This is a genomic window from Agrobacterium sp. GD03872 (assembly GCF_029840625.1).
GTDB classification, from domain to species: domain Bacteria; phylum Pseudomonadota; class Alphaproteobacteria; order Rhizobiales; family Rhizobiaceae; genus Agrobacterium; species Agrobacterium fabrum_A.
Genome location: NZ_JAOCCY010000012.1, coordinates 71,544 through 88,750, shown reverse-complemented (window position 1 = coordinate 88,750; position 17,207 = coordinate 71,544). Strand labels below are relative to the sequence as shown.

Annotated in this window: 21 protein-coding genes; all 21 read right to left on the bottom strand. The window is 58.9% G+C overall.

Translation table 11 applies throughout. The features are described 5' to 3' along the window. Positions 1 to 27: 27 nt before the first annotated feature. Positions 28 to 1,506 (bottom strand): hypothetical protein, encoded by a 1,479-nt coding sequence (locus N5D22_RS20905; RefSeq protein WP_279657678.1) that lies wholly within the window; start codon positions 1,504 to 1,506, stop codon positions 28 to 30. 4 nt (positions 1,507 to 1,510) lie between these two features. Then, on the bottom strand, positions 1,511 to 1,693 hold the full coding sequence (locus N5D22_RS20900; RefSeq protein WP_279657679.1) for a hypothetical protein: 183 nt from the start codon (positions 1,691 to 1,693) through the stop codon (positions 1,511 to 1,513). 13 nt (positions 1,694 to 1,706) lie between these two features. Continuing rightward, positions 1,707 to 2,438 carry a hypothetical protein gene (locus tag N5D22_RS20895; protein WP_279657680.1) on the bottom strand — a complete coding sequence of 244 codons (732 nt, stop codon included), beginning with the start codon at positions 2,436 to 2,438 and terminating at the stop codon, positions 1,707 to 1,709. Positions 2,439 to 2,453: 15 nt separating this feature from the next. Continuing rightward, a complete protein-coding gene (locus N5D22_RS20890; protein WP_279657681.1) occupies positions 2,454 to 2,855 on the bottom strand; it encodes a hypothetical protein in 402 nt (133 codons plus the stop codon). Between the two features lie 4 nt (positions 2,856 to 2,859). Further along, positions 2,860 to 3,195 carry a DUF2190 family protein gene (locus N5D22_RS20885; RefSeq protein ID WP_279657682.1) on the bottom strand — a complete coding sequence of 112 codons (336 nt, stop codon included), beginning with the start codon at positions 3,193 to 3,195 and terminating at the stop codon, positions 2,860 to 2,862. 65 nt (positions 3,196 to 3,260) lie between these two features. Next, complete coding sequence (locus N5D22_RS20880; RefSeq protein ID WP_279657683.1) at positions 3,261 to 4,895, bottom strand: Mu-like prophage major head subunit gpT family protein; 1,635 nt, start codon at positions 4,893 to 4,895, stop codon at positions 3,261 to 3,263. 83 nt (positions 4,896 to 4,978) lie between these two features. Continuing rightward, positions 4,979 to 5,608: an HK97 family phage prohead protease gene (locus N5D22_RS20875; protein ID WP_279657684.1), complete on the bottom strand. Its 630-nt coding sequence runs from the start codon at positions 5,606 to 5,608 to the stop codon at positions 4,979 to 4,981. Further along, the gene (locus N5D22_RS20870) at positions 5,601 to 7,094 is read right to left on the bottom strand and encodes a phage portal protein (RefSeq protein WP_279657685.1); all 1,494 of its coding nucleotides are present in this window, start codon (positions 7,092 to 7,094) and stop codon (positions 5,601 to 5,603) included. Before N5D22_RS20870 ends, N5D22_RS20875 begins: the two co-directional genes overlap by 8 nt. After that, entirely contained in the window at positions 7,094 to 7,294 is a 201-nt protein-coding gene (locus N5D22_RS20865; protein WP_279657686.1) for a hypothetical protein, read from the bottom strand. The genes N5D22_RS20870 and N5D22_RS20865 overlap by 1 nt, the downstream gene beginning before the upstream one ends. Before the next feature lie 5 nt (positions 7,295 to 7,299). Continuing rightward, the gene (locus N5D22_RS20860) at positions 7,300 to 9,318 is read right to left on the bottom strand and encodes a terminase gpA endonuclease subunit (RefSeq protein WP_279657687.1); all 2,019 of its coding nucleotides are present in this window, start codon (positions 9,316 to 9,318) and stop codon (positions 7,300 to 7,302) included. Beyond that, positions 9,318 to 9,941 (bottom strand): winged helix-turn-helix domain-containing protein, encoded by a 624-nt coding sequence (locus N5D22_RS20855; RefSeq protein WP_279657688.1) that lies wholly within the window; start codon positions 9,939 to 9,941, stop codon positions 9,318 to 9,320. The genes N5D22_RS20860 and N5D22_RS20855 overlap by 1 nt, the downstream gene beginning before the upstream one ends. 366 nt (positions 9,942 to 10,307) lie before the next feature. Further along, a complete protein-coding gene (locus N5D22_RS20850; RefSeq protein WP_279657689.1) occupies positions 10,308 to 10,961 on the bottom strand; it encodes a transcription termination/antitermination NusG family protein in 654 nt (217 codons plus the stop codon). Beyond that, positions 10,948 to 12,174 carry a helix-turn-helix domain-containing protein gene (locus N5D22_RS20845; RefSeq protein ID WP_279657690.1) on the bottom strand — a complete coding sequence of 409 codons (1,227 nt, stop codon included), beginning with the start codon at positions 12,172 to 12,174 and terminating at the stop codon, positions 10,948 to 10,950. The genes N5D22_RS20850 and N5D22_RS20845 overlap by 14 nt, the downstream gene beginning before the upstream one ends. Beyond that, positions 12,171 to 12,464 carry a hypothetical protein gene (locus N5D22_RS20840; RefSeq protein ID WP_080819394.1) on the bottom strand — a complete coding sequence of 98 codons (294 nt, stop codon included), beginning with the start codon at positions 12,462 to 12,464 and terminating at the stop codon, positions 12,171 to 12,173. The genes N5D22_RS20845 and N5D22_RS20840 overlap by 4 nt, the downstream gene beginning before the upstream one ends. Further along, positions 12,461 to 13,024 (bottom strand): hypothetical protein, encoded by a 564-nt coding sequence (locus N5D22_RS20835; RefSeq protein WP_279657691.1) that lies wholly within the window; start codon positions 13,022 to 13,024, stop codon positions 12,461 to 12,463. The genes N5D22_RS20840 and N5D22_RS20835 overlap by 4 nt, the downstream gene beginning before the upstream one ends. Beyond that, positions 13,021 to 14,082: a phosphoadenosine phosphosulfate reductase family protein gene (locus N5D22_RS20830; protein WP_279657692.1), complete on the bottom strand. Its 1,062-nt coding sequence runs from the start codon at positions 14,080 to 14,082 to the stop codon at positions 13,021 to 13,023. The genes N5D22_RS20835 and N5D22_RS20830 overlap by 4 nt, the downstream gene beginning before the upstream one ends. Beyond that, positions 14,079 to 15,596 (bottom strand): MT-A70 family methyltransferase, encoded by a 1,518-nt coding sequence (locus tag N5D22_RS20825; protein WP_279657694.1) that lies wholly within the window; start codon positions 15,594 to 15,596, stop codon positions 14,079 to 14,081. The genes N5D22_RS20830 and N5D22_RS20825 overlap by 4 nt, the downstream gene beginning before the upstream one ends. Next, positions 15,593 to 15,931: a DUF2312 domain-containing protein gene (locus N5D22_RS20820; protein WP_279657696.1), complete on the bottom strand. Its 339-nt coding sequence runs from the start codon at positions 15,929 to 15,931 to the stop codon at positions 15,593 to 15,595. The genes N5D22_RS20825 and N5D22_RS20820 overlap by 4 nt, the downstream gene beginning before the upstream one ends. Further along, the gene (locus tag N5D22_RS20815) at positions 15,931 to 16,158 is read right to left on the bottom strand and encodes a hypothetical protein (RefSeq protein ID WP_279657697.1); all 228 of its coding nucleotides are present in this window, start codon (positions 16,156 to 16,158) and stop codon (positions 15,931 to 15,933) included. The genes N5D22_RS20820 and N5D22_RS20815 overlap by 1 nt, the downstream gene beginning before the upstream one ends. Next, positions 16,155 to 16,322 (bottom strand): hypothetical protein, encoded by a 168-nt coding sequence (locus N5D22_RS20810; RefSeq protein ID WP_279657698.1) that lies wholly within the window; start codon positions 16,320 to 16,322, stop codon positions 16,155 to 16,157. The genes N5D22_RS20815 and N5D22_RS20810 overlap by 4 nt, the downstream gene beginning before the upstream one ends. Further along, entirely contained in the window at positions 16,319 to 17,035 is a 717-nt protein-coding gene (locus N5D22_RS20805; protein WP_279657768.1) for a ParB N-terminal domain-containing protein, read from the bottom strand. Before N5D22_RS20805 ends, N5D22_RS20810 begins: the two co-directional genes overlap by 4 nt. Positions 17,036 to 17,207: the final 172 nt, after the last annotated feature.

The following is a 17,207-nucleotide window of genomic DNA, read 5'->3' as shown; positions in this document are numbered from 1 at the left end:
CAAAGAGAGGAAGAGGCGGAGACCGCCTCAAAGCTGAGCGTAGACGCGGGCAAGACCGGCGAAGATGTCGAGCGGGTTGACGCGATCCATCGGCAGGACGATGTCCACCCGGTTCGGATTGTCGAGATTGCGGGTGACCGTGATTTGAGCCGCGATATCGTTGCCGAACTCCAGAACGCCGCGCCGGGAAAGGTCGATGCAGGCATGCACCAGCGTCGCCTTGATATCGGCTACCGTGACGACCGTCGGAAGGTTCGCCGGATTGTCGTCGGCGATGGCCTTGTTGGAATGCTCGTAGGCCAGCTGCGCGCGAATGAATTTCAGGGCATAGGTGAGCTGATAGACCGCCTGAATATCGCGCAGCGCCGTGTCAGGCACACCGTTCGTCGTCTGCTGCTGGGTGATGATCTTGTCGATCAGCACATTGCCGCTGCGATCCACCTTCCATGCCGAAACCCCGTTCTGCAGCCATGCATTGCGGGTGGGATAATCCGGCCAGTAGTTGCGATCACGCGGGGCGATCACACCGCTGACGACAAGGCCGGACTGGTTTGCAGAAACGCGACCGTCGGATCCGGATCCGAGCATGGGCAACGCCCGTGACAAGACGGCGCTAACCTCCTCGTAATCCGGGGTGCCATTGCCGCCGCCCGAAAGGATCGGGATCAGTGACAGATGCCAGGTGTCCCGCGCCAGACCCTTGGCGTTCACCTGGCTGTCGGTGCCCGTGAAGGGATAGAACGCGTGGCCATAAAGCTGCTGATCATATCCCCAGCGCGATGTCACGAACGCATCGAGTAGCGCCACGGCGGCATCGTCGCTGAATGCGGAAACGATCGCCTCGAAAGGATCGTCGCCCATCGCGGCGAGGATGGTGGAGAGGTCGGGATTGCCGGCGCCTGCCGTGGTCGTCGCCGCCGTCAGGTTGGCACTGGTAAAGACGTTCCCGCCTTCCAGAACCGGAATGAAGATGTCGAGCCGGCCCGCATATGCACCCTTGTGCCGTGCCGTGAGGGTGACGACGTTGGTAGCCACGGTCGCCGTGAAAGGCAGGCTCTTCTTCGTGAGCGCGTTGAAATAGGCGTTGATCGCCGCAGCAAGCGCCGAAGCCGTATCGTTCGCCGATGTCCCGGCCGCGATATCGATCGATACGCTTTCGCCAGCGATCTGAACCACGGCCTGTCCACCCGCCGCAGGGATGGCGCCAACGGTCAACGTCCGGATTTCCGCCGTGCCGGTATCGGCGACGCGGCCAAGATAGATGACTTGGGCGGGCGCATTCTTGCGAGCACGGATGAACATGCTTTCCAGCATCGAACCGCGACCGGCAAGACGACGGGCTTCATTGACGGTGCTGCAGATAGCAATCTGGCCTTCTACAAGAGCGCCGCCGGCGAGGCCGAAACCGAGCAGGATTTCGTTCAGTTCGGACGAAAACTGCCCGCCGGACTCGATATCGAAGGCGAGCAGCGGTGCGACGATATTGTCGGGGATGTTGTTCACCATCGGGTCAATCCTTCCTGGACGGTTTCACGGGTTCGGCCGGCGTTTCCACGGGCGGTTCTTTTTCGACCAGGTCACCGGTCTCGATCATGCGGCGATGCTGGCGCGAGAGCGGATCGATGGGGCGACCACCTTCCGGCCAGCCGCCGGGGATGGCGCACCCTTCGGCCGCCACATAAATCTTGGACATTGAAAGTCTCCGGTCAGGGGGTGGGATTTAGATCGTTGCGACCAACCTGAAGGGAAACGCCGCCGGGACCCGATACGGATCCCGCAACCTCTTCAAGCTTTTCGACGGACTCGGCGTTGAAATAGCCCGCCAGCTCGGCGAGCTTTCCCTTTGCATAGGAGTCGGCGGGAAGGCTCTGGAATACAGAGCGGATCGGCTCAGGCAATCCGCCGTCCTCGATATTAAAAACATCCGCCGCCAGCTCTACCGTGTAACGCAGCGTGGTGCGCTGGTAACGCCACCCGAGGTCAGGAATGGCAAAGGGTATCGCCTCGACGGAGACAATGCGCTTGACGAGCTTGCGCCACGGCGCACCGGACGAAGATCGCTCCAGCAAAAAACGCACCTTGGAACACAAAGCCGCCAAGACGAGCCGGGCATTCGGGTCCGTCCCGGCAAGAGCATCGGCATAAGCCCCAGTCTCATCGCCGGCCACGACAGCAAGTTCGGCGACGATATCAAGAACCGCTTCATGTTCAAGGTCGTTAAGGGCGGCAGGCTCGCCCCGAGGCTTCAGCGCAGCGGTTGAACTGTGCAGGGCAAGGACCGGCGTATAAGGCCGCTCCGTCGAGATGTCCTGCACAGCAATTTCGCGGCTGTCATATACGAGACGACCGGCTACTGTCGGGAATATCCCCGATGTCAATGACGCCGTGGGGCGCAGAACCTCGACGGTGATCAGCCTTAACGCTTCCGGAGCCAGCATGATGTATCCAGTTCATCAAGTCGGGAGAGACGCGGCGACGGCGAGCAACGCCATGACGTTGCCGGACCCGTCCGGGTCGAATTGCGTTATCGTGAAAAGCTTCTGATCGCTTTCCCGGCGAAGATAAAAATCCGTCTTGAACGGCTTGCCGTCGATGAGCCGGATAGACGCCTGGCGCTGTGGAGCACGATGCAGGATCTTCCGCCCGTCTGCCGATGGCTGCGCTCTCTGTTCTCCCTTGAATTCCGTATTTTCGAAGAAACACGCAACCGTTGGATAGGGGGGATTGGAGCCGTCCAGCTTTATGCCTGCGTTCGGATCATGGTTGCTGATCGGAAAGACGGTGACATCGACGCCATGGACGCGCTCAACGGTGGAGCGGCTGGTTTTCGCCAGCCGCTCAAAAAGCGATACCATGTCGTCAGACCGTCGTCGCGCCGAGCTTGAGCTTAGCGGTGGGCGACGGATTTGCAGAGGCAGCAACAGCAATACCAACCAGCGTGTTGCCGCTTGCGGTTTTATTGACGACCTTGTTTGTCGCATCCCAGTAGAGCTTATCGCCAACAGCGATCGCGAGGGCCGAAGTCTTCGGTACTTCGAACACGCCCTCGGTGTCGATGACAGAGGGTTCACCTTCGGCGGCCGTCAAGTTGGAAACCCCGATCAGGGATCCGATAACGACAATCTGCCCCGACACAACGCCGCCGGTCGGCGCTGTAATGTCGATAGCCTTACCCGGCTGAACGTAGTTTTTCATAGTGATAAAATCCTTGCTTCACCAAGCGCACTCAGGCGCAAACAACGGAGAGGAAGAATCCCGGCTTATTCGCCGGGGTTCTTGTACCCGCCACGGAAGTCGATGGCACCCACGCCGAAATCGTGCTCGACGGTCATGGCCAAACCCTGCGTGCCGAAAGGTTCGTCGAAGCGAATGCGCGGCGCGCCGTAACCATCAAGCAGGCCCCACTGGTAGACCGCCGCTTCATCCGGGCTGGCAAAGAGATACCAGGCGTTTCCGGTCAACTGGGCCGATACAACCGGCTCCAGCGTACCGACGTGCGGGTTCACCTTAACGGAGTCGTTGGCGGTGATCGGCGCCAGATATTGCAGCGCTTCCGTTTCCTTATCGGGAGAAACAAGAAGGATGGAGGGCTGCAGGTTCAGAATGGCGTCGTCGAGGCCCTTCTGTTTGCGCATTGCCGCTTTGCCGGCGCCGATGCTTGCGACGCTGATCGCAGAACCAGATCCGGCAAGGTTCGCATGGTCGGCATGGAATACCGCTTTGCCGTCCGCGAGCTTCGTATTTGCGGACAACATCATCGTATAGAAAGTCAGCTCCTCGAAACGGGCGACCGTTCGGCCGTAACCACCCAGGACTTCACCGAGGGCATTCAGCCGATCATTGACCATCATCTGACGGGTCACCCTGATACCCTTCGCGTAGGGCGCGACGGCGATCTGTTCTTTGCCCTCGCCAAAGGTGCCGAACTTGATCTCGCCCGCTTCCGTGAGCTTCTCCAGCATCGGAAACTCACCGACCGAAACCGCGTAATGCGGTCGGAAGTCGACGAAGTCGCGGCGCCGCGAAATACGGCGATAGGTCGGCTGCGCCAGAGCGTAACGACGTTCGAGGACGGTGTTGATGGCACTGGAGAAGATCGCCGGAAAGTCGCTCGTGCTATGGAACGCGCGGACGAGAATATCTTCCCGCTCGCGCACGGTACGGGCCGCACCACGGTGGCCGATGGCTGCCGCGGCGAATTCAACAACGTCATGATTGTCCATGAAGCTGCGTGCGCGCGTCGCCTCATCACCGGTGGGCTGATCCATTCCGCCCAGGCGAAATGCCATCGCGGTCACCATGCCGGAACGGCGGGCCTCGGCTTCATCGCGGACAACGTGGATCGAACTGGACGGCGAACGCGATGCCTGCTGCGCCATGAAATCGAAAGCCTGGGACCGGAAGGCTTCGACGGAAACGCCGTTGCGCAGCGCGGTCTGAATTGCGTCGATCTGCATGCCTGCGCGGGTGCCGAGATCCAGAATATCTGCCGCCCGAGCACCTTCCGTGTTGCTGGGGGGATTATTGCGATCCCCCTGCTGGGCGTCCTCGTCGACCTCGGCCTGACGAATATCACCTTTCAGCTTCTCGATTTCTTCGAGAAGCTTCTTGTGATCGGCCTCAATGGTGCGTGCAGCGTCGGGAGCCGTATCGTCTTTCAGCTCAAGCAGCTTTTCCGCCGCCCGTTTTTGCAGGTCCTCCAGATTGGCGCGCATGGCAACCAGCGGGATAGCCATGTAGGAGGTGAGGTCACGGATGCCGTCAACCACAAGCCCGGCGACATGCAACGGCGTGTGCGGCACGGCCACGAAGGCATCGGTCGAAAGACCGACTCCGACAAGAACCATTGCGATAGCGAGCGTGCAGGCTACCGCCAGAACGTTTTTCTTCATCATCGATATTTTCCTTGAAGAATGCCTTGCCCAAAGGCGAGGAAGGGCGAGACCGCAATTACGGCCATGGCATGCGGTAGCCTGCGCTAGCCTGCCAATTGCTGTTGTCGCATTTGCATTTGCATGCGGATGCGTCGAATGCTGTTTGCCGTCGAAAGATCCGGCTCAACGCGGCACGCATAGAGTGGCGCGTCATCTTTTCCGCTGCGGACATGCGCTCCGGGATCCGCCGGAATCGGGACGGCTGAAATTTCCCACGGCTCCCAGTCAATGACCCGATGCACGGGAATGCGCCCTTCGCGTTCGGTTTTTTCCACCGCATGAATGCGATAGCCGACCGAGATATTGGAAACGCTGCCTTCCTTGATCTTCGCGACCCGATCGACAGCATCGGCCGCAGTAGAAAGGCGAACCTTTGCGACACCAACGCCGCCCTCTATTCTGGCCGAACCTTTTACGACCGATCCGATAACGTCAGCGAGACTCCATGTTCCGTGCGTATCAAGGAAAGGAGCGCCGGCATTAAGCCGATCAAGCCGGATCGCGTTCGGTGAAACGACAAGCTCTTCGTCAAATTCACCATCGATCCAGCTGACCCGCCGGACTGGAGCGCCCGTTGTCCAGACGACATCAATTGTATTGTCAGCCTCGTTGAATGAGGCCGCCCGAACCTCCGCATCACGGAGAAGCTGGGGCAACCGGATAATGTTACTCATTTTGCGCTCCTTCCGCCGCAGGTGGCGCGGCGCTTGATTTTGCCCCAGCAGCGGGCCTCCGTGGATCGATGTCGAGCAGCACGTTATTTGCGTCTGCGAATTTGAAGAACGCGTCGAAGTCACTCACAACTTTGCGCCAATCGTGACCCCATGCAGAGATGAACGATTGAGGCGACATTCGTCCGGCGCGAACAGCAAGAATATCGGCTTCGAGATCCTTTTTCGGATCGATAGGTTCGATGGCTGGCATGACGTGATCAACACGATACCCGTCGCGTCGGGCCGGAAGCTTTCCCGACATAACCGCAAGCTCTTCAAACCGGCGATCAACCTTCCGACAAACAGAGGGCACAAAGATATGCCACTGGATCTGCTCGACGAGACGCCGAAATTCGATCTTTCCCGCACGAAGCGAGGAGTAATTGGCTTGCGTGAGATCACCCGTCAGCTGATCGTAGGTGATGCCAGCACCCGCCGCCATCGCCCATAACCCGGCCTTGTACGCCTCACCAAACACCGACTGGGATGACGGATTGGCAAAAACGATATCAGCATCACCAATATCCTGAATCTGTCCCGGTTCGATGCGTGTAACCTTCGATCCATCAACATCCTTTTTCGGCGCCAGCGGGTTTGCAGATCCGGGCTGACGCTTCAGAAATCCGGCGAAACTGGCCTGCGTCCTCTGCTGAACAATGGCCGCCTCCATCAGATCCTGTATTTCCTTTGCGCTCAAAAGAATTGGCGCGAACCATGAAATACCCCGCAGCTGCCCCAGCCTCAGTGGACGGTAAAGGTGACAAATATCATCCCAAGGGACTAGGCTGGACTCGTTGCCGAACGAAAACCCGCTATCGCCGGGATGTGAAGGATGAATGTAAAGGCCTTCTCGGGCGTTCCAGTCTCCAAGTTTGACCCCGAGGCGGACATTGTTTTCGCCGACCATGACGCTGTCGCGAGACGTATCTATCAGATCGCCCTCGAGCCCAAGAAGCCGCAGGGGGACCGTTTTTCCGGCATCTTCCAACTTGATTGGAAGCAACCGCAAGACGCTGTCACCGCCTTCCGCCATGGATCGCAGGACCAACGCCTGTTGACCGCCATAATCCAGAACCCGTTCCACGTCAGAGCATTGTTCCCACTCCTCACGAAGAAGCCGATAGCGATTGTCGATCCGATCAGATCCGGTGTTCGGGATAGACAGAATACCAGTGCCAATGACGTGAGACGTCAGAACATCTAGAATACGCTGCCCCGCCCAACCGTTCCGAACGAAGTCACGCGACCTGTCGCGCAATGTGGACATTGCTGCCGCAACCTCTGTTGTCGCGGAAGTCCCCCGTGATCGCCACCCTTTGTTTCGGCGGCCAAACTGGGCAGCAGAATATTCCCGCTTCTCAAATGAAGTGAGCATCTGCCGCGCTGCGGCGCGGCTTACGCCGGACACAGGATTGAAGAATGATATGACCTTGTCGAGGACGTTCATCAGTATCCACCTCGGTACTCGGCGAACATCGCGCCATCGGGTTCGCCGGTCCCCTCAAGTTCATCCTTGATCAATTGCCGTACCTTCAGCATTTCGTTGACGCTCGGATATTCCACTTCATGTGTCTGGAACCGAACCTTTTTGGCGCCGGTGGCAATCGCATTGTTGATTGCGTCGAGGTCCGCCTGCGTGAAAGCCATGAGCGTCAATCCCAGAATGATACGGGCTGGTGCCAGTCACCCCCCTCTTTTTCGTCCACGTCGTACCCCTCGGTTGCTTCCGAAGCATCCGAGGTCGTTTCGACAATTGTCTGCTGAACGGCGAGCGGGGCGGGAGCGAACATGTCTGCCCGGAATACCTCTTCGGGAACGCCACGCATTGCGACAAGCCGTTGCCATTCTTCCGGCGTCATTCGCGAAATACCGAGATAGTCCCCGAGGGCGTCGCCGTAGATCTCGCAGTCAAGAAGATGGTTTTCGTATCCAATACGAGGAATCCACTTCTGCTGGCTTTGCCCCTTGCCTTTACCTTTGCTTTTGCCCTTGCGGCTCTCAACGCCGAGATATTCGGACGTGATCTGCTTGAAGTATTCCTCGTCCATCCAGTCACCGAAATGACAATAGCCGGGCGGGTCAACGTCATGCCCGGCGGCCCTGCCCTCCTTGCGGAGATTGGAATAGAAGGCCCCCTTCAAAGACCATGTTCCAACGCCCCAGACCATCACACCGTCCCGGATACGCTTGCCATTCCAGTTGATGTCCTGCGGCGTCGGCTGCCCCATGGGCGGACGTGACCATCCGTCGAGACCCTTGAGGCAAAAAACACCAGCCTTGCCACGCGCCCAGGTGTAAACCACATGGGCGCGGTAACCGGAGTCGATACCGAAAACATCAACCTGACGGGTTTTTCCGAAAGCGTCCGGCCAATTTTTCTGGCGCAACTCCTCAAGCTTGAGGAAGGCGCCAGCATGTGGATCATCTGTATCGCCTTCGATATAGCCGGCATCCACGCGCCAGCTCTGCCGATCCGGCCCGTAGGCCTTGAACAGATACCAGATGCCCTTCATCTGAACGTCGGCGGTGCCAACGAAGACGATGCCGCCCGCAGGAATTTTGCCTCGCCTCAGATCCTTGGCCCGGCGCTCCATCAGTCTGACGTGGTCGGGAGCATCGCCCTTCATGTCGAAGGCGAGACCGAGAGTCAGATTGAAGAAAGCTTTGAGTTTTTGCGGATCGCCATTGCAGCCGATAAAGCGCTCGGCGATTTTCTCCCACGGCACGAACGGCGAAGTCAGCGCATCGAAGTGGTAGGACGGATATGCGCCGGGACGCGAAGCCTCCGGTATCCACTTCCCCTTGCGATACAGAGATACCTTTTCATGGCTCTGTATGATCGTGCCGCAGCATGGTGTCGCATAGTATGGATCGTAAGGAAACTCATCGTTGAACCGGAAATATTTCCGGTCGAACACGAACTTAAAATGCGATCCGCAGCCAGGGCACGGCATGTTCCAATAGCGCTGATCACCGGCCATGAATTTGTCGTCGATCTTCGACGACCCTTTCACGGTCGGGGTGGAAACGTATGTCCGCAGCCAGTCGCCGGAGGTGAGGAACGATTCCTGCCGCGCCTCAATCATGGCGAAAGGATCACCCTGCCCGTCAAGGTCATCCGGGTATTCATCAATCTCGTCGAGGAAAGCCTTACGGATCGTTGACGATCGGAGATCAGCTGCAGAATTCGCGATGGCAAGTTTCAGCGATCCGCCCGGAAAACGCTTTGCCAGCGCCGTTGAGCCTTCACCGGACCTGCTCGTCTGGTCACGAACCAGCTTTCGCAATCCCTCTGTCTGCTGCAGCATGACGGAGAGTTTCTCGCGGTTGAACTCGGCGAGTGCATTGGTTGTCGGCTGGACGATCATCATGCGGCAAGGGTCTTGCGCAATCGAATAGGCAGCCGAGCAAAGCATCAGGGTCGTGAAGCCCGTCTGCGCAGATTTCCGAACCGCGATTTCGTTGTGGCCGCTTTCGACCATCGTCATCAGCAACGGTTCACGGATGTGCGGCGTCAGGCTGTCATCCCAAGTGTCAAGCGCACGAGGCCCATCCGGAACAACAATGGTGCGGGCATACTCGACTGCATCCAGCCGTTCTGGCGGCATGATCGCAGCCGCCAGCGTCGCCGCGATAACCGCGAGCGCAGAACGCTTAAGGGAAATTTGCATCACTCGTCGCCGTCGAAATGGATGTTGATATTGATGCCGTCCGCTTCGGCCTTCGCCGCCTCACCAGAAAGTGTCAGCAAGTGTTCAGCGACCAGCTTCCGAAGATCTGCGACCTTCCCGCGCATCACGCGACGGAAGTGCGGTTCGCCTTTCCGGCCTGCCTCCATCAGATCATCAACCCATTGCATCGGCGTGCCGAGATCGCGAAGCACCTGATCGCAGATCTTGATCAGCGCACCCTCAACGCCGTGCTCACCTTTGAGCGGAATAACCAGACCGCTGCGCTCAGCGAAATCGAGAGCTTTCAGGCGGGCCTCGTATTTGGCCCTTTCGGTCTGAGCATCGCGCAACCCGGAATTTTCGCCCGACGTTTCGTCCCGCTTCGTCTGCGCGCCAATCTCTTTCGCCGCATCGCCTACCGTGCCGACCGCGCGGTCATATGCCGCTAGTTCAACAAGCCGCGACCGCCCTTCTTTACGGGTCGAAATCCTACCCTCGTTCTCCAGCCGGTTCACCTTCTCGGCAGCCGTCTGCTTGCTCACCCCCTTCCGGCGGGCGAGCTCAGCCACGGTGATCCAGAGGCCACCGTCAACCGGAAGGCTATGCTGTGCATCTGTTGCCATAGGAGTCAGGTCGTCAGCTTTCGAGTCAGGTGAGTCAGGTCAGTTTTTTGCGCGCCGTAACTAGCGAACTTTCGGGGTCGTCCCGGCCCGCATGGGGAGGGGATCGGAGGAGGACCCGTGAGGGGGGGTGGGGTCGATGCGGGAGGGTCGAGGGGGCGACGGGATGGCGATCCCCTATGCTCGCCGATCTTTCGCCCATACCTACAATGCAAAAAGGCGACCGTCTGGCCGCCTTGTCATTCATCGTCGCATAGCTGTAGCACTGACCCTGAATCGGTGTCTCGCTTGGGGAGACTGTCAGGGCTGGGTGCGGGCGTGAAACGTAATCGCCACTAAGAACCGCATCGACCGTGGGCAGATTTGTACTCACACTTTCTCAAGCATTGCAAGCGGCATGTTGAACACGGTCGGCCTTCCGAAGATGATGATGGTTACGACTGCGTCACCGTGCCCTCCCTCCCCAAACGCATCAACAGACACCTCGTAGCCGACGAATGGACCACTCGTGATCCTAACCTTTTCACCCTTCTTGATCGCATCGGAGCGGCGACCGTAATCATAAGCGCCATCTGCGGCCAATTCTTTGAACTCATTGATTGTTTCGACGCTGACTTTAACCGCTCTTTCGCCACCCATAACGATATTTTTGACGCCGTCGAATGAGAGAATGCCACGCAGGGCATGGTTGTCGGGAACGCAAAAGACGAACAGTATCCCGTTGAATACCGGTAGGCGTGACGGCGGCAATCGCCTTCCGTGGCGCTTCCTCTCCGGTCCCATCCGCATGATCACACATGCCTCGATGCCGGCTTCGATCATCGCATTTTCAACAGCCTTTTCGCGTCCGTAGTCCACCTGAGCGATAATCCACGCCGAATCGGACACGCTGTGCGCCCTTTCTTTCGAAGCCGATTCGCGCTCGTGAGCGACCCTCGCAGCCTCCTGCGCGATGCGGTCTAGCTTCGCGAAGCCCTTGGGTGAGACGTAACCGCAGATATCTTCGAACTTATGCTGCATCATCGTTCCGTCCCTCGTTCAGTCTGGTTTGGAAATTGTCGATTGCGATGGACACGGCCTCGTCCAGATCGTTCACGTCGGCTGGTATCGGCGGGAACTGGGCAAACTCCAGACGTTCCGGAGCAAGCGGCCACGGCCAGCATCGCTCCGCATAGGCCCGCTTCCATGCCTCCCATACAGGCCCGTTGACCGCGACCCGCTCAAAATCCTTGCTGATCTCGACAATGTGGTTCGTTACCGTAAAGCGCTTCCGCTCGATAAGCTGGACGGCCTCCGGCCAACCCTGCCTTTCCTTCTTGTCGCGCCAGATCAGGTCCTTCTTTTCCGGCTTGTTCTCGATGATATTCTGCTCGATAAGCGTCAGGGAGAGCGCCCGAACAGGAAGGAAAAGCTTCATCATCAGGAGAGCGCGACCAGCGCGGGAGAACACCGAGAACGTCTCCGTCGTTTCGGTCTGCGGTGATTGCACGCTCTGTTCCGCAAGCTTCACCCAACGGCGTTCCTTCAGGTATTTGGCGGCAGAGCAGAGATACTTCCGCCCGGTGGACAGGGCGACGGCCTGATAGCTCTCCGAGTGAGCAAGCGCGCTTGCCCGCTCATCCGGCGATAATGCGCCCCACTCCCGGCGCGCATCCGGCTCGCTGTCGTGGATCGCCGTCTTCCACGACAGGAAGAACCGCTTGAACGCCGTTTCGATCGCTTTCGGATTTTCTTCCTCATCCCCCAAATTGCCGCGCGCAGGCGCATCTCTCTCTACTGAAGGTTCTATTGATGGTTCTATTACGGTTCGGGTGACATGGTGACACCCCTCTCCGCAGTCAGTGTCACCCGTCTCCGTCGTCGGTGTCACCCGTGTCATGGTGTCACCCGTCTGATCTGCCGGGGTGACGGGTGACATGGTGTCACCCGTTGTTTCCGGCTGTTTTGCGTCCGGAAGGCGGTCAATGGCTCGCATATCGAAGTCATATCGTGTCGCCTCACCAGGGCGGCCCGTGGCCTTCCTGACGATGATCAACAGGCCTTCATTGACGAAATCGGCGAGAAGGCGCTGCACGGTCCGGACGGACAATTCTGTTTCCTGCGCCAGCGTTTCCACGGACGGCCAGATGCCCTTGCCGTTGTCGTCGGCGAAGTCAGCCAGCCGAACCGCCAGCATCTTGCGGCTGCTGGAGCCAAGCTGGGCGCGGAACAGGCGGCTCATGATGAGAATGCTCACTTCACACCACCTTTCCGCGCCAGCGTCTCCATGAAGGTGCGGGCGGCGTTCAGCAGATCCTCGACGTCGGCCGGCAACCGCCCGAAGCGGTCCCGCACCGTCAGCAGCGCCGAGATCTCCAGATCGACAAGCTGTTCACCGCGACCGAAACCGGCCTTTCGCAGGGCACGGTAAATTGCGGTCTGCTCGCGATAGAAGGTGAATGTCGGGATATTGAGCAGCCACCGCGCCCGCTCCGCATCCGTCCTGCAATCCTGTAACTGTTCGATAACCGGCGAAATCCCCGTCACGACCGGCCCCCTTTCCATAATTCGAAGTCCGAGCGCAGGTCGATAAACGCCGCCTGCGCACGTTCCTCACGATTGAGTTGTGTCTTGCTGGTGATGCCGATCAGGCTTTTCAGGACCGTATCGGCATGTTCCTTGTTGTGGATGGTGCGCGACTGGGCAGGATGCTGCCGCTGCTCAAGAAATCGATGAAACAGCGTGTCCGCGCACAACATGGCCGCGTTTGCGGCGAAGTTGCCATCGCGCAAACGGCTGGTCGGCTGGCGTTCTTGCGGCTGGCTTTGACCGCTTCGAAAGGCAATCTTGGCGCGCTCCCGCAGGGTCAGTAACAGGATGGTGTTTTCCAGCGCCCCGGTCAGTAGCTCGACTTCATCCGGCAAGGCGTCCGCATAGAGCGTGCCGAGGATGACGCTCTCACCTGTAGAGCGCCGCGCGATGATATGCGTCTGGTCACCATCGGTATCGAACCGCCACCTGTCACCCTTGCAACGCCGGGTGATATCCTCCAGCCGTGCGACGCGGGCCTTTTCACGCTGTCGGTTTTCCTGCTCGCGCGCCGTCATGTCGCCGCCTTTCTGGCCTTCTCATCCAGCAGGTAAGCGTAGCGCTCATGGATCGAAGGAGTGTCGAGGCAGACCGATTTGAGGCCGTACAGGCTGCTAACCTTGTATCGCACTGAGGCGAGCAGATCGGCTTCATCGTCGGTCAACATGCGGGTTGGCCAACCTTTGACGTAGAGCATTTCTTTGGTGATTTGCCCTTCAATCTCTTTTCGCAGGATGGCCAGATGCCTTGCGTTTGCGAGGCCATCGCGCATTTCCGGACTGAGAAGATGCGGTGCAATATCGCCCAGCCAGCGCGCGCCTTGAAACGCAAAGCTGCTGTCGATTTCCAGTTGCACCATCTTCCGGTAAAGCTCATGGCTTTCCGGCTGCGCACTAGCTGCTGTTAGGTCAGCCAGGTTCGACATGATGCAGAACCGGCACGAAACCCGGCTCATACCGAACATGCGGTAAGCCGGATGCGGATGTAGACCGCTGTCGTCAATCATCTGAAAGACCTGATCAGTCGTCAGATCGATGATCGGGCGCCAGTTGGCGATGCGCCCGGTCTTGTCCGTATCCGCAACCGGCATGCGTGCGCGATTTCTGCTCTCCTCCCGGCGAACACCCGTCACATTGACGATTGTCTGGCCTTTGAAACGCCTCTTAAGTTCCGCGATGATCACATGGGTTTTCTGCTCAGAGGTGCAGAATCGCATGTCAGGTGTGGACCAGCAGGGCACGAGCGTTACGGTACTGAGCAACTCGTATCTGGTCTTGCTGGACAGCCAACGGCTTTCCCATCGCTCCATGAGACCGCCAGCCTTGCGACGAACCACTACCAGATCACATTCGAGATGGCCCGCAAGCCTCTCGCAAACCGGAAGGCTGTCGTTCCATTCCACCGATCCAAGGTCGGCGTGAATGAGAATGCGTGGCCCCTTGTGCCCGACCGAATCGAGATAGGCTAATGTGGCCAGCGCAGCGGCCTGGCTATCCTTCCCGCCGGAAACACCAATCGCAACTGGAGCATCTTCGGCGATAAGTGCGTGTATTTCAGGCGTGCGAGTGATCATCATTCCGTACCGCCTTCCGGCGCGCCGGCCTGATTGCCCCAGAACTCCCATATTCCGTTCAGGCGCACATCGCCGTCCGCGAGGCTTTCGCGGCGCTGAAACATTTCGAGCTTGGGCATGGTCGGATAAAGCCGGTCGATCTGTTCGGCGAACCAGACTGGCTTCCGGCTGTGTGGACCCTTCTTTTCGGCATAAAGGCTGGGTGGCTGTGTTCCCATTTCGGGGGCAAGCGAGATCTTACCGCGCTTGCCGATCAGGAGAATTTCCGCGCGGTCGCGCACCCATCGGCCCATGCCAATATCAATCTTGTCCCAGACGATCCCGGAAACGAACTCGAAGCCCCACGCCTTCAAGACGGCAATACCGTCATCCAGCCGGTTCATCGGCACCCAGAAGAAAATGACGGCGTCAGGCGTGAATGGGGATTTATCCCCGGCGCATAAGGCCATGATTTCTTCGAGCGGCATGGCGGGGTACATCAACCCCTTGTCCTGCCCGGTCTCGTCGGACCAAGCTTCCTGTTGCCACGGCGCATCGACGTATCCGACAGGGAACGCGGCGTGCGGCATCCTGCCCGATGTCACCCGCCCCTTGGAGGCGATGGCGCTGACGATATCATTCCTGATGGTCCGATTGATCTTCATCGTTTCGGTGCGGATCCGTTTTGCCTCTTCCTGCACCCGGCGGCGCTCGCGCAGCGCGCCGTCAATCCAGACGATCTGCTCTTCCGGAGAGAGCCGCTTCAGGCGATCCAGCGTTGCGCCTGTGTTCAACGGCGTTCCCGAAAGCATGCGTAATGCACGCTCGCAGACTTTCTCACCACGTTCGGCGTCACGCTGGATGGCGCGCTCAGATTGCCCGGTTGCCTCTGCCGTGGCCGCCGTAAAGCGTTTGACTTCACCTGATTTCAGTTCGCCAACTTGGCGATCTGATCGGCGGTCACCGCCATTGGCGGTTTCCGGGTGCTTCAGCAGATAGATTTCCTTGCGCCGGTAAACGAACAGCGCGCGATCGGCAGGGGTGAGATCGCTTCGGATAAGATTCTCGTCGATTTCCCAGAGCTCGCGGTCAAGCGCGTCGCCCTGATAGTGAACGCATGGAACCGTTTCTTTCTCAAGCCGGCGCATGGCCTCAAGCCGGTGCTCGCCTGCCGATAGTTCGACAGTTTCGTCGCTTTCCAGACCGTAAACCGAGATCGGATTGCGCAGCCCATGCTCCGGAATGGAGACCATCAGTGCCGCAACCTTGTCTTCGTCGAGCGCCCTCAGTCGCTTGCCGACGATGATAGACGAGATTTTCCTCTCAACGCCGTGGGTGCTTTTCGGGGTTGCGCCGGCTTCGTCATACGCGGCGGTCGTTGGATAAAAGCGCCCCGAAACCTTGGGGTCGCGTGCCAGATATCCGGCCATATGCAGGATGGTTGCGGATTTTCGATCTGCCTCGCTCGTGACATCGAATTGACCACGCTCGCAAGCGCTAGCGAGGATAGCCTGTTTTCTTTCGCCCAGAACCGTCATCGCAGACCCTCATCCATGCCGAGGGCCACGAGATAGATATCGAGAATCGAAAGCTCCTCGGCGAGCTTCTGCGGATCCTTTTTCCGAATGCGGAGAATGGTGCGGATGGCCTTGTTGTCGAAGCCCATAGCTTTCGCTTCGGCCATCACCGCCTTTTCGTCATCCTTGATGACTTCCTTCTCTTCGGCCAAACGCTCCATGCGCTCGATGAAGGATCGAAGATGCGAAGACGCGACGGGTTCGGTTTCCAGCTTGTCGCCCGGTCGCTCGCCAGCGCGCTTCGGTTCCTCGGGCTTGCGCCCGTGAATTGCGTAGGGATCATACTCGCCGGACATCAATGCACACCTCTCAACTGGCGGAGATAGGCCTGCCCGCTGCTGGTGATGATTGCCTGCCGCTTGTCATTGGACAGACGAACGTATCCGGCGCGCATGCACTGGACGGCGAACGGCATTTCGCCGTGGCGGATCTCATGCCAGTCGTCAGCCTGGGCGACGTGTCGCAGAAAACCGCGATCACGATCCGAAAGCGGATGGGTGAAAAGAGAAACAGCGGCACTCAATGTCCTGCCTCCTCGATAATGCGGCAAACCTCGCATTCGGCGAGGTCCAGCGTTTCAGCGATTTCATGGGTGGATCGACCGGCGCGCCAAAGCTCCATCACCCGCGCGGTGCGGGCCTCATGGACGAGTTTGGGGCGGCTGGTTTCGGCGATGCAGAGCGTCACAGATTAACTCCGATGGCCGCCACGCGCGCCATGGCTTCCTGCCGCGTCAGCTTTTCGGACGGAGGCAATGCAATTCGCGCCGGAAACGCGGTGTCGATCCATGTGAGAATGCCGGTGCGCAGCGTTTCGGATTTTGGCGGATGTTTGCGTCCAAGGCGAAGTGCGGCACGGCGTTCGGATGCGTCGCGATCCACTAGATCCCAGATGTCGTATTTTTCCAGCGCGGAAACGAAACCCGGGTTCGATAGCGCCGGCGGCCTCTCCGAGAGCGCGAGAAGCAGAGGAATCAGAAGGGCCGAATCCCAGATTTCGCGATTGTCGTTGTATCCCTCTGCCTTCATCAGCGCTTTGAGGGCAGCAACAACCGCATCGCGTGGGCGCGTTTCGATGACCGAGAGAAACCCCTTGATACCGTAAATATCGCCCGCAACTTTCGTGAGAGACGATCCGTTCGAGGTCATCAACCGGCAACCGCCTTCTTCGGCTATCGAACGGGCCGTGACCGCCCATTGCTCGCCGGCGGCAAGCGCAGCCTTCAGGAGCTGCCAAACCGTTACGGCAGTGACCACGCCATTGACGGCAGCGAAGGCGGCCGCCTGTTCGGTCCTGTTCATCTGGACGATTTGGCAGGGAACCTGCGAGAAGCCGCAGATCGCCGCTGCATGCGTGCGGTGCTGGCCGTCGATTATCGCATATGCCCCCCCCCTCCACAGGGGAAACGAACACCGGCGAGAACATTGACCAGCGGAAATTTGCCGCGATGCGACGGATCGCCTTCCAGTTCTGCAGCTTCAGGTCACGCTGGTAATCTTCGTCGACGACCAACTTATCGATATCGATCCATTGCAGGATGGGAGCCGGGCCGGCGGAAATTTCTGCCGGCCG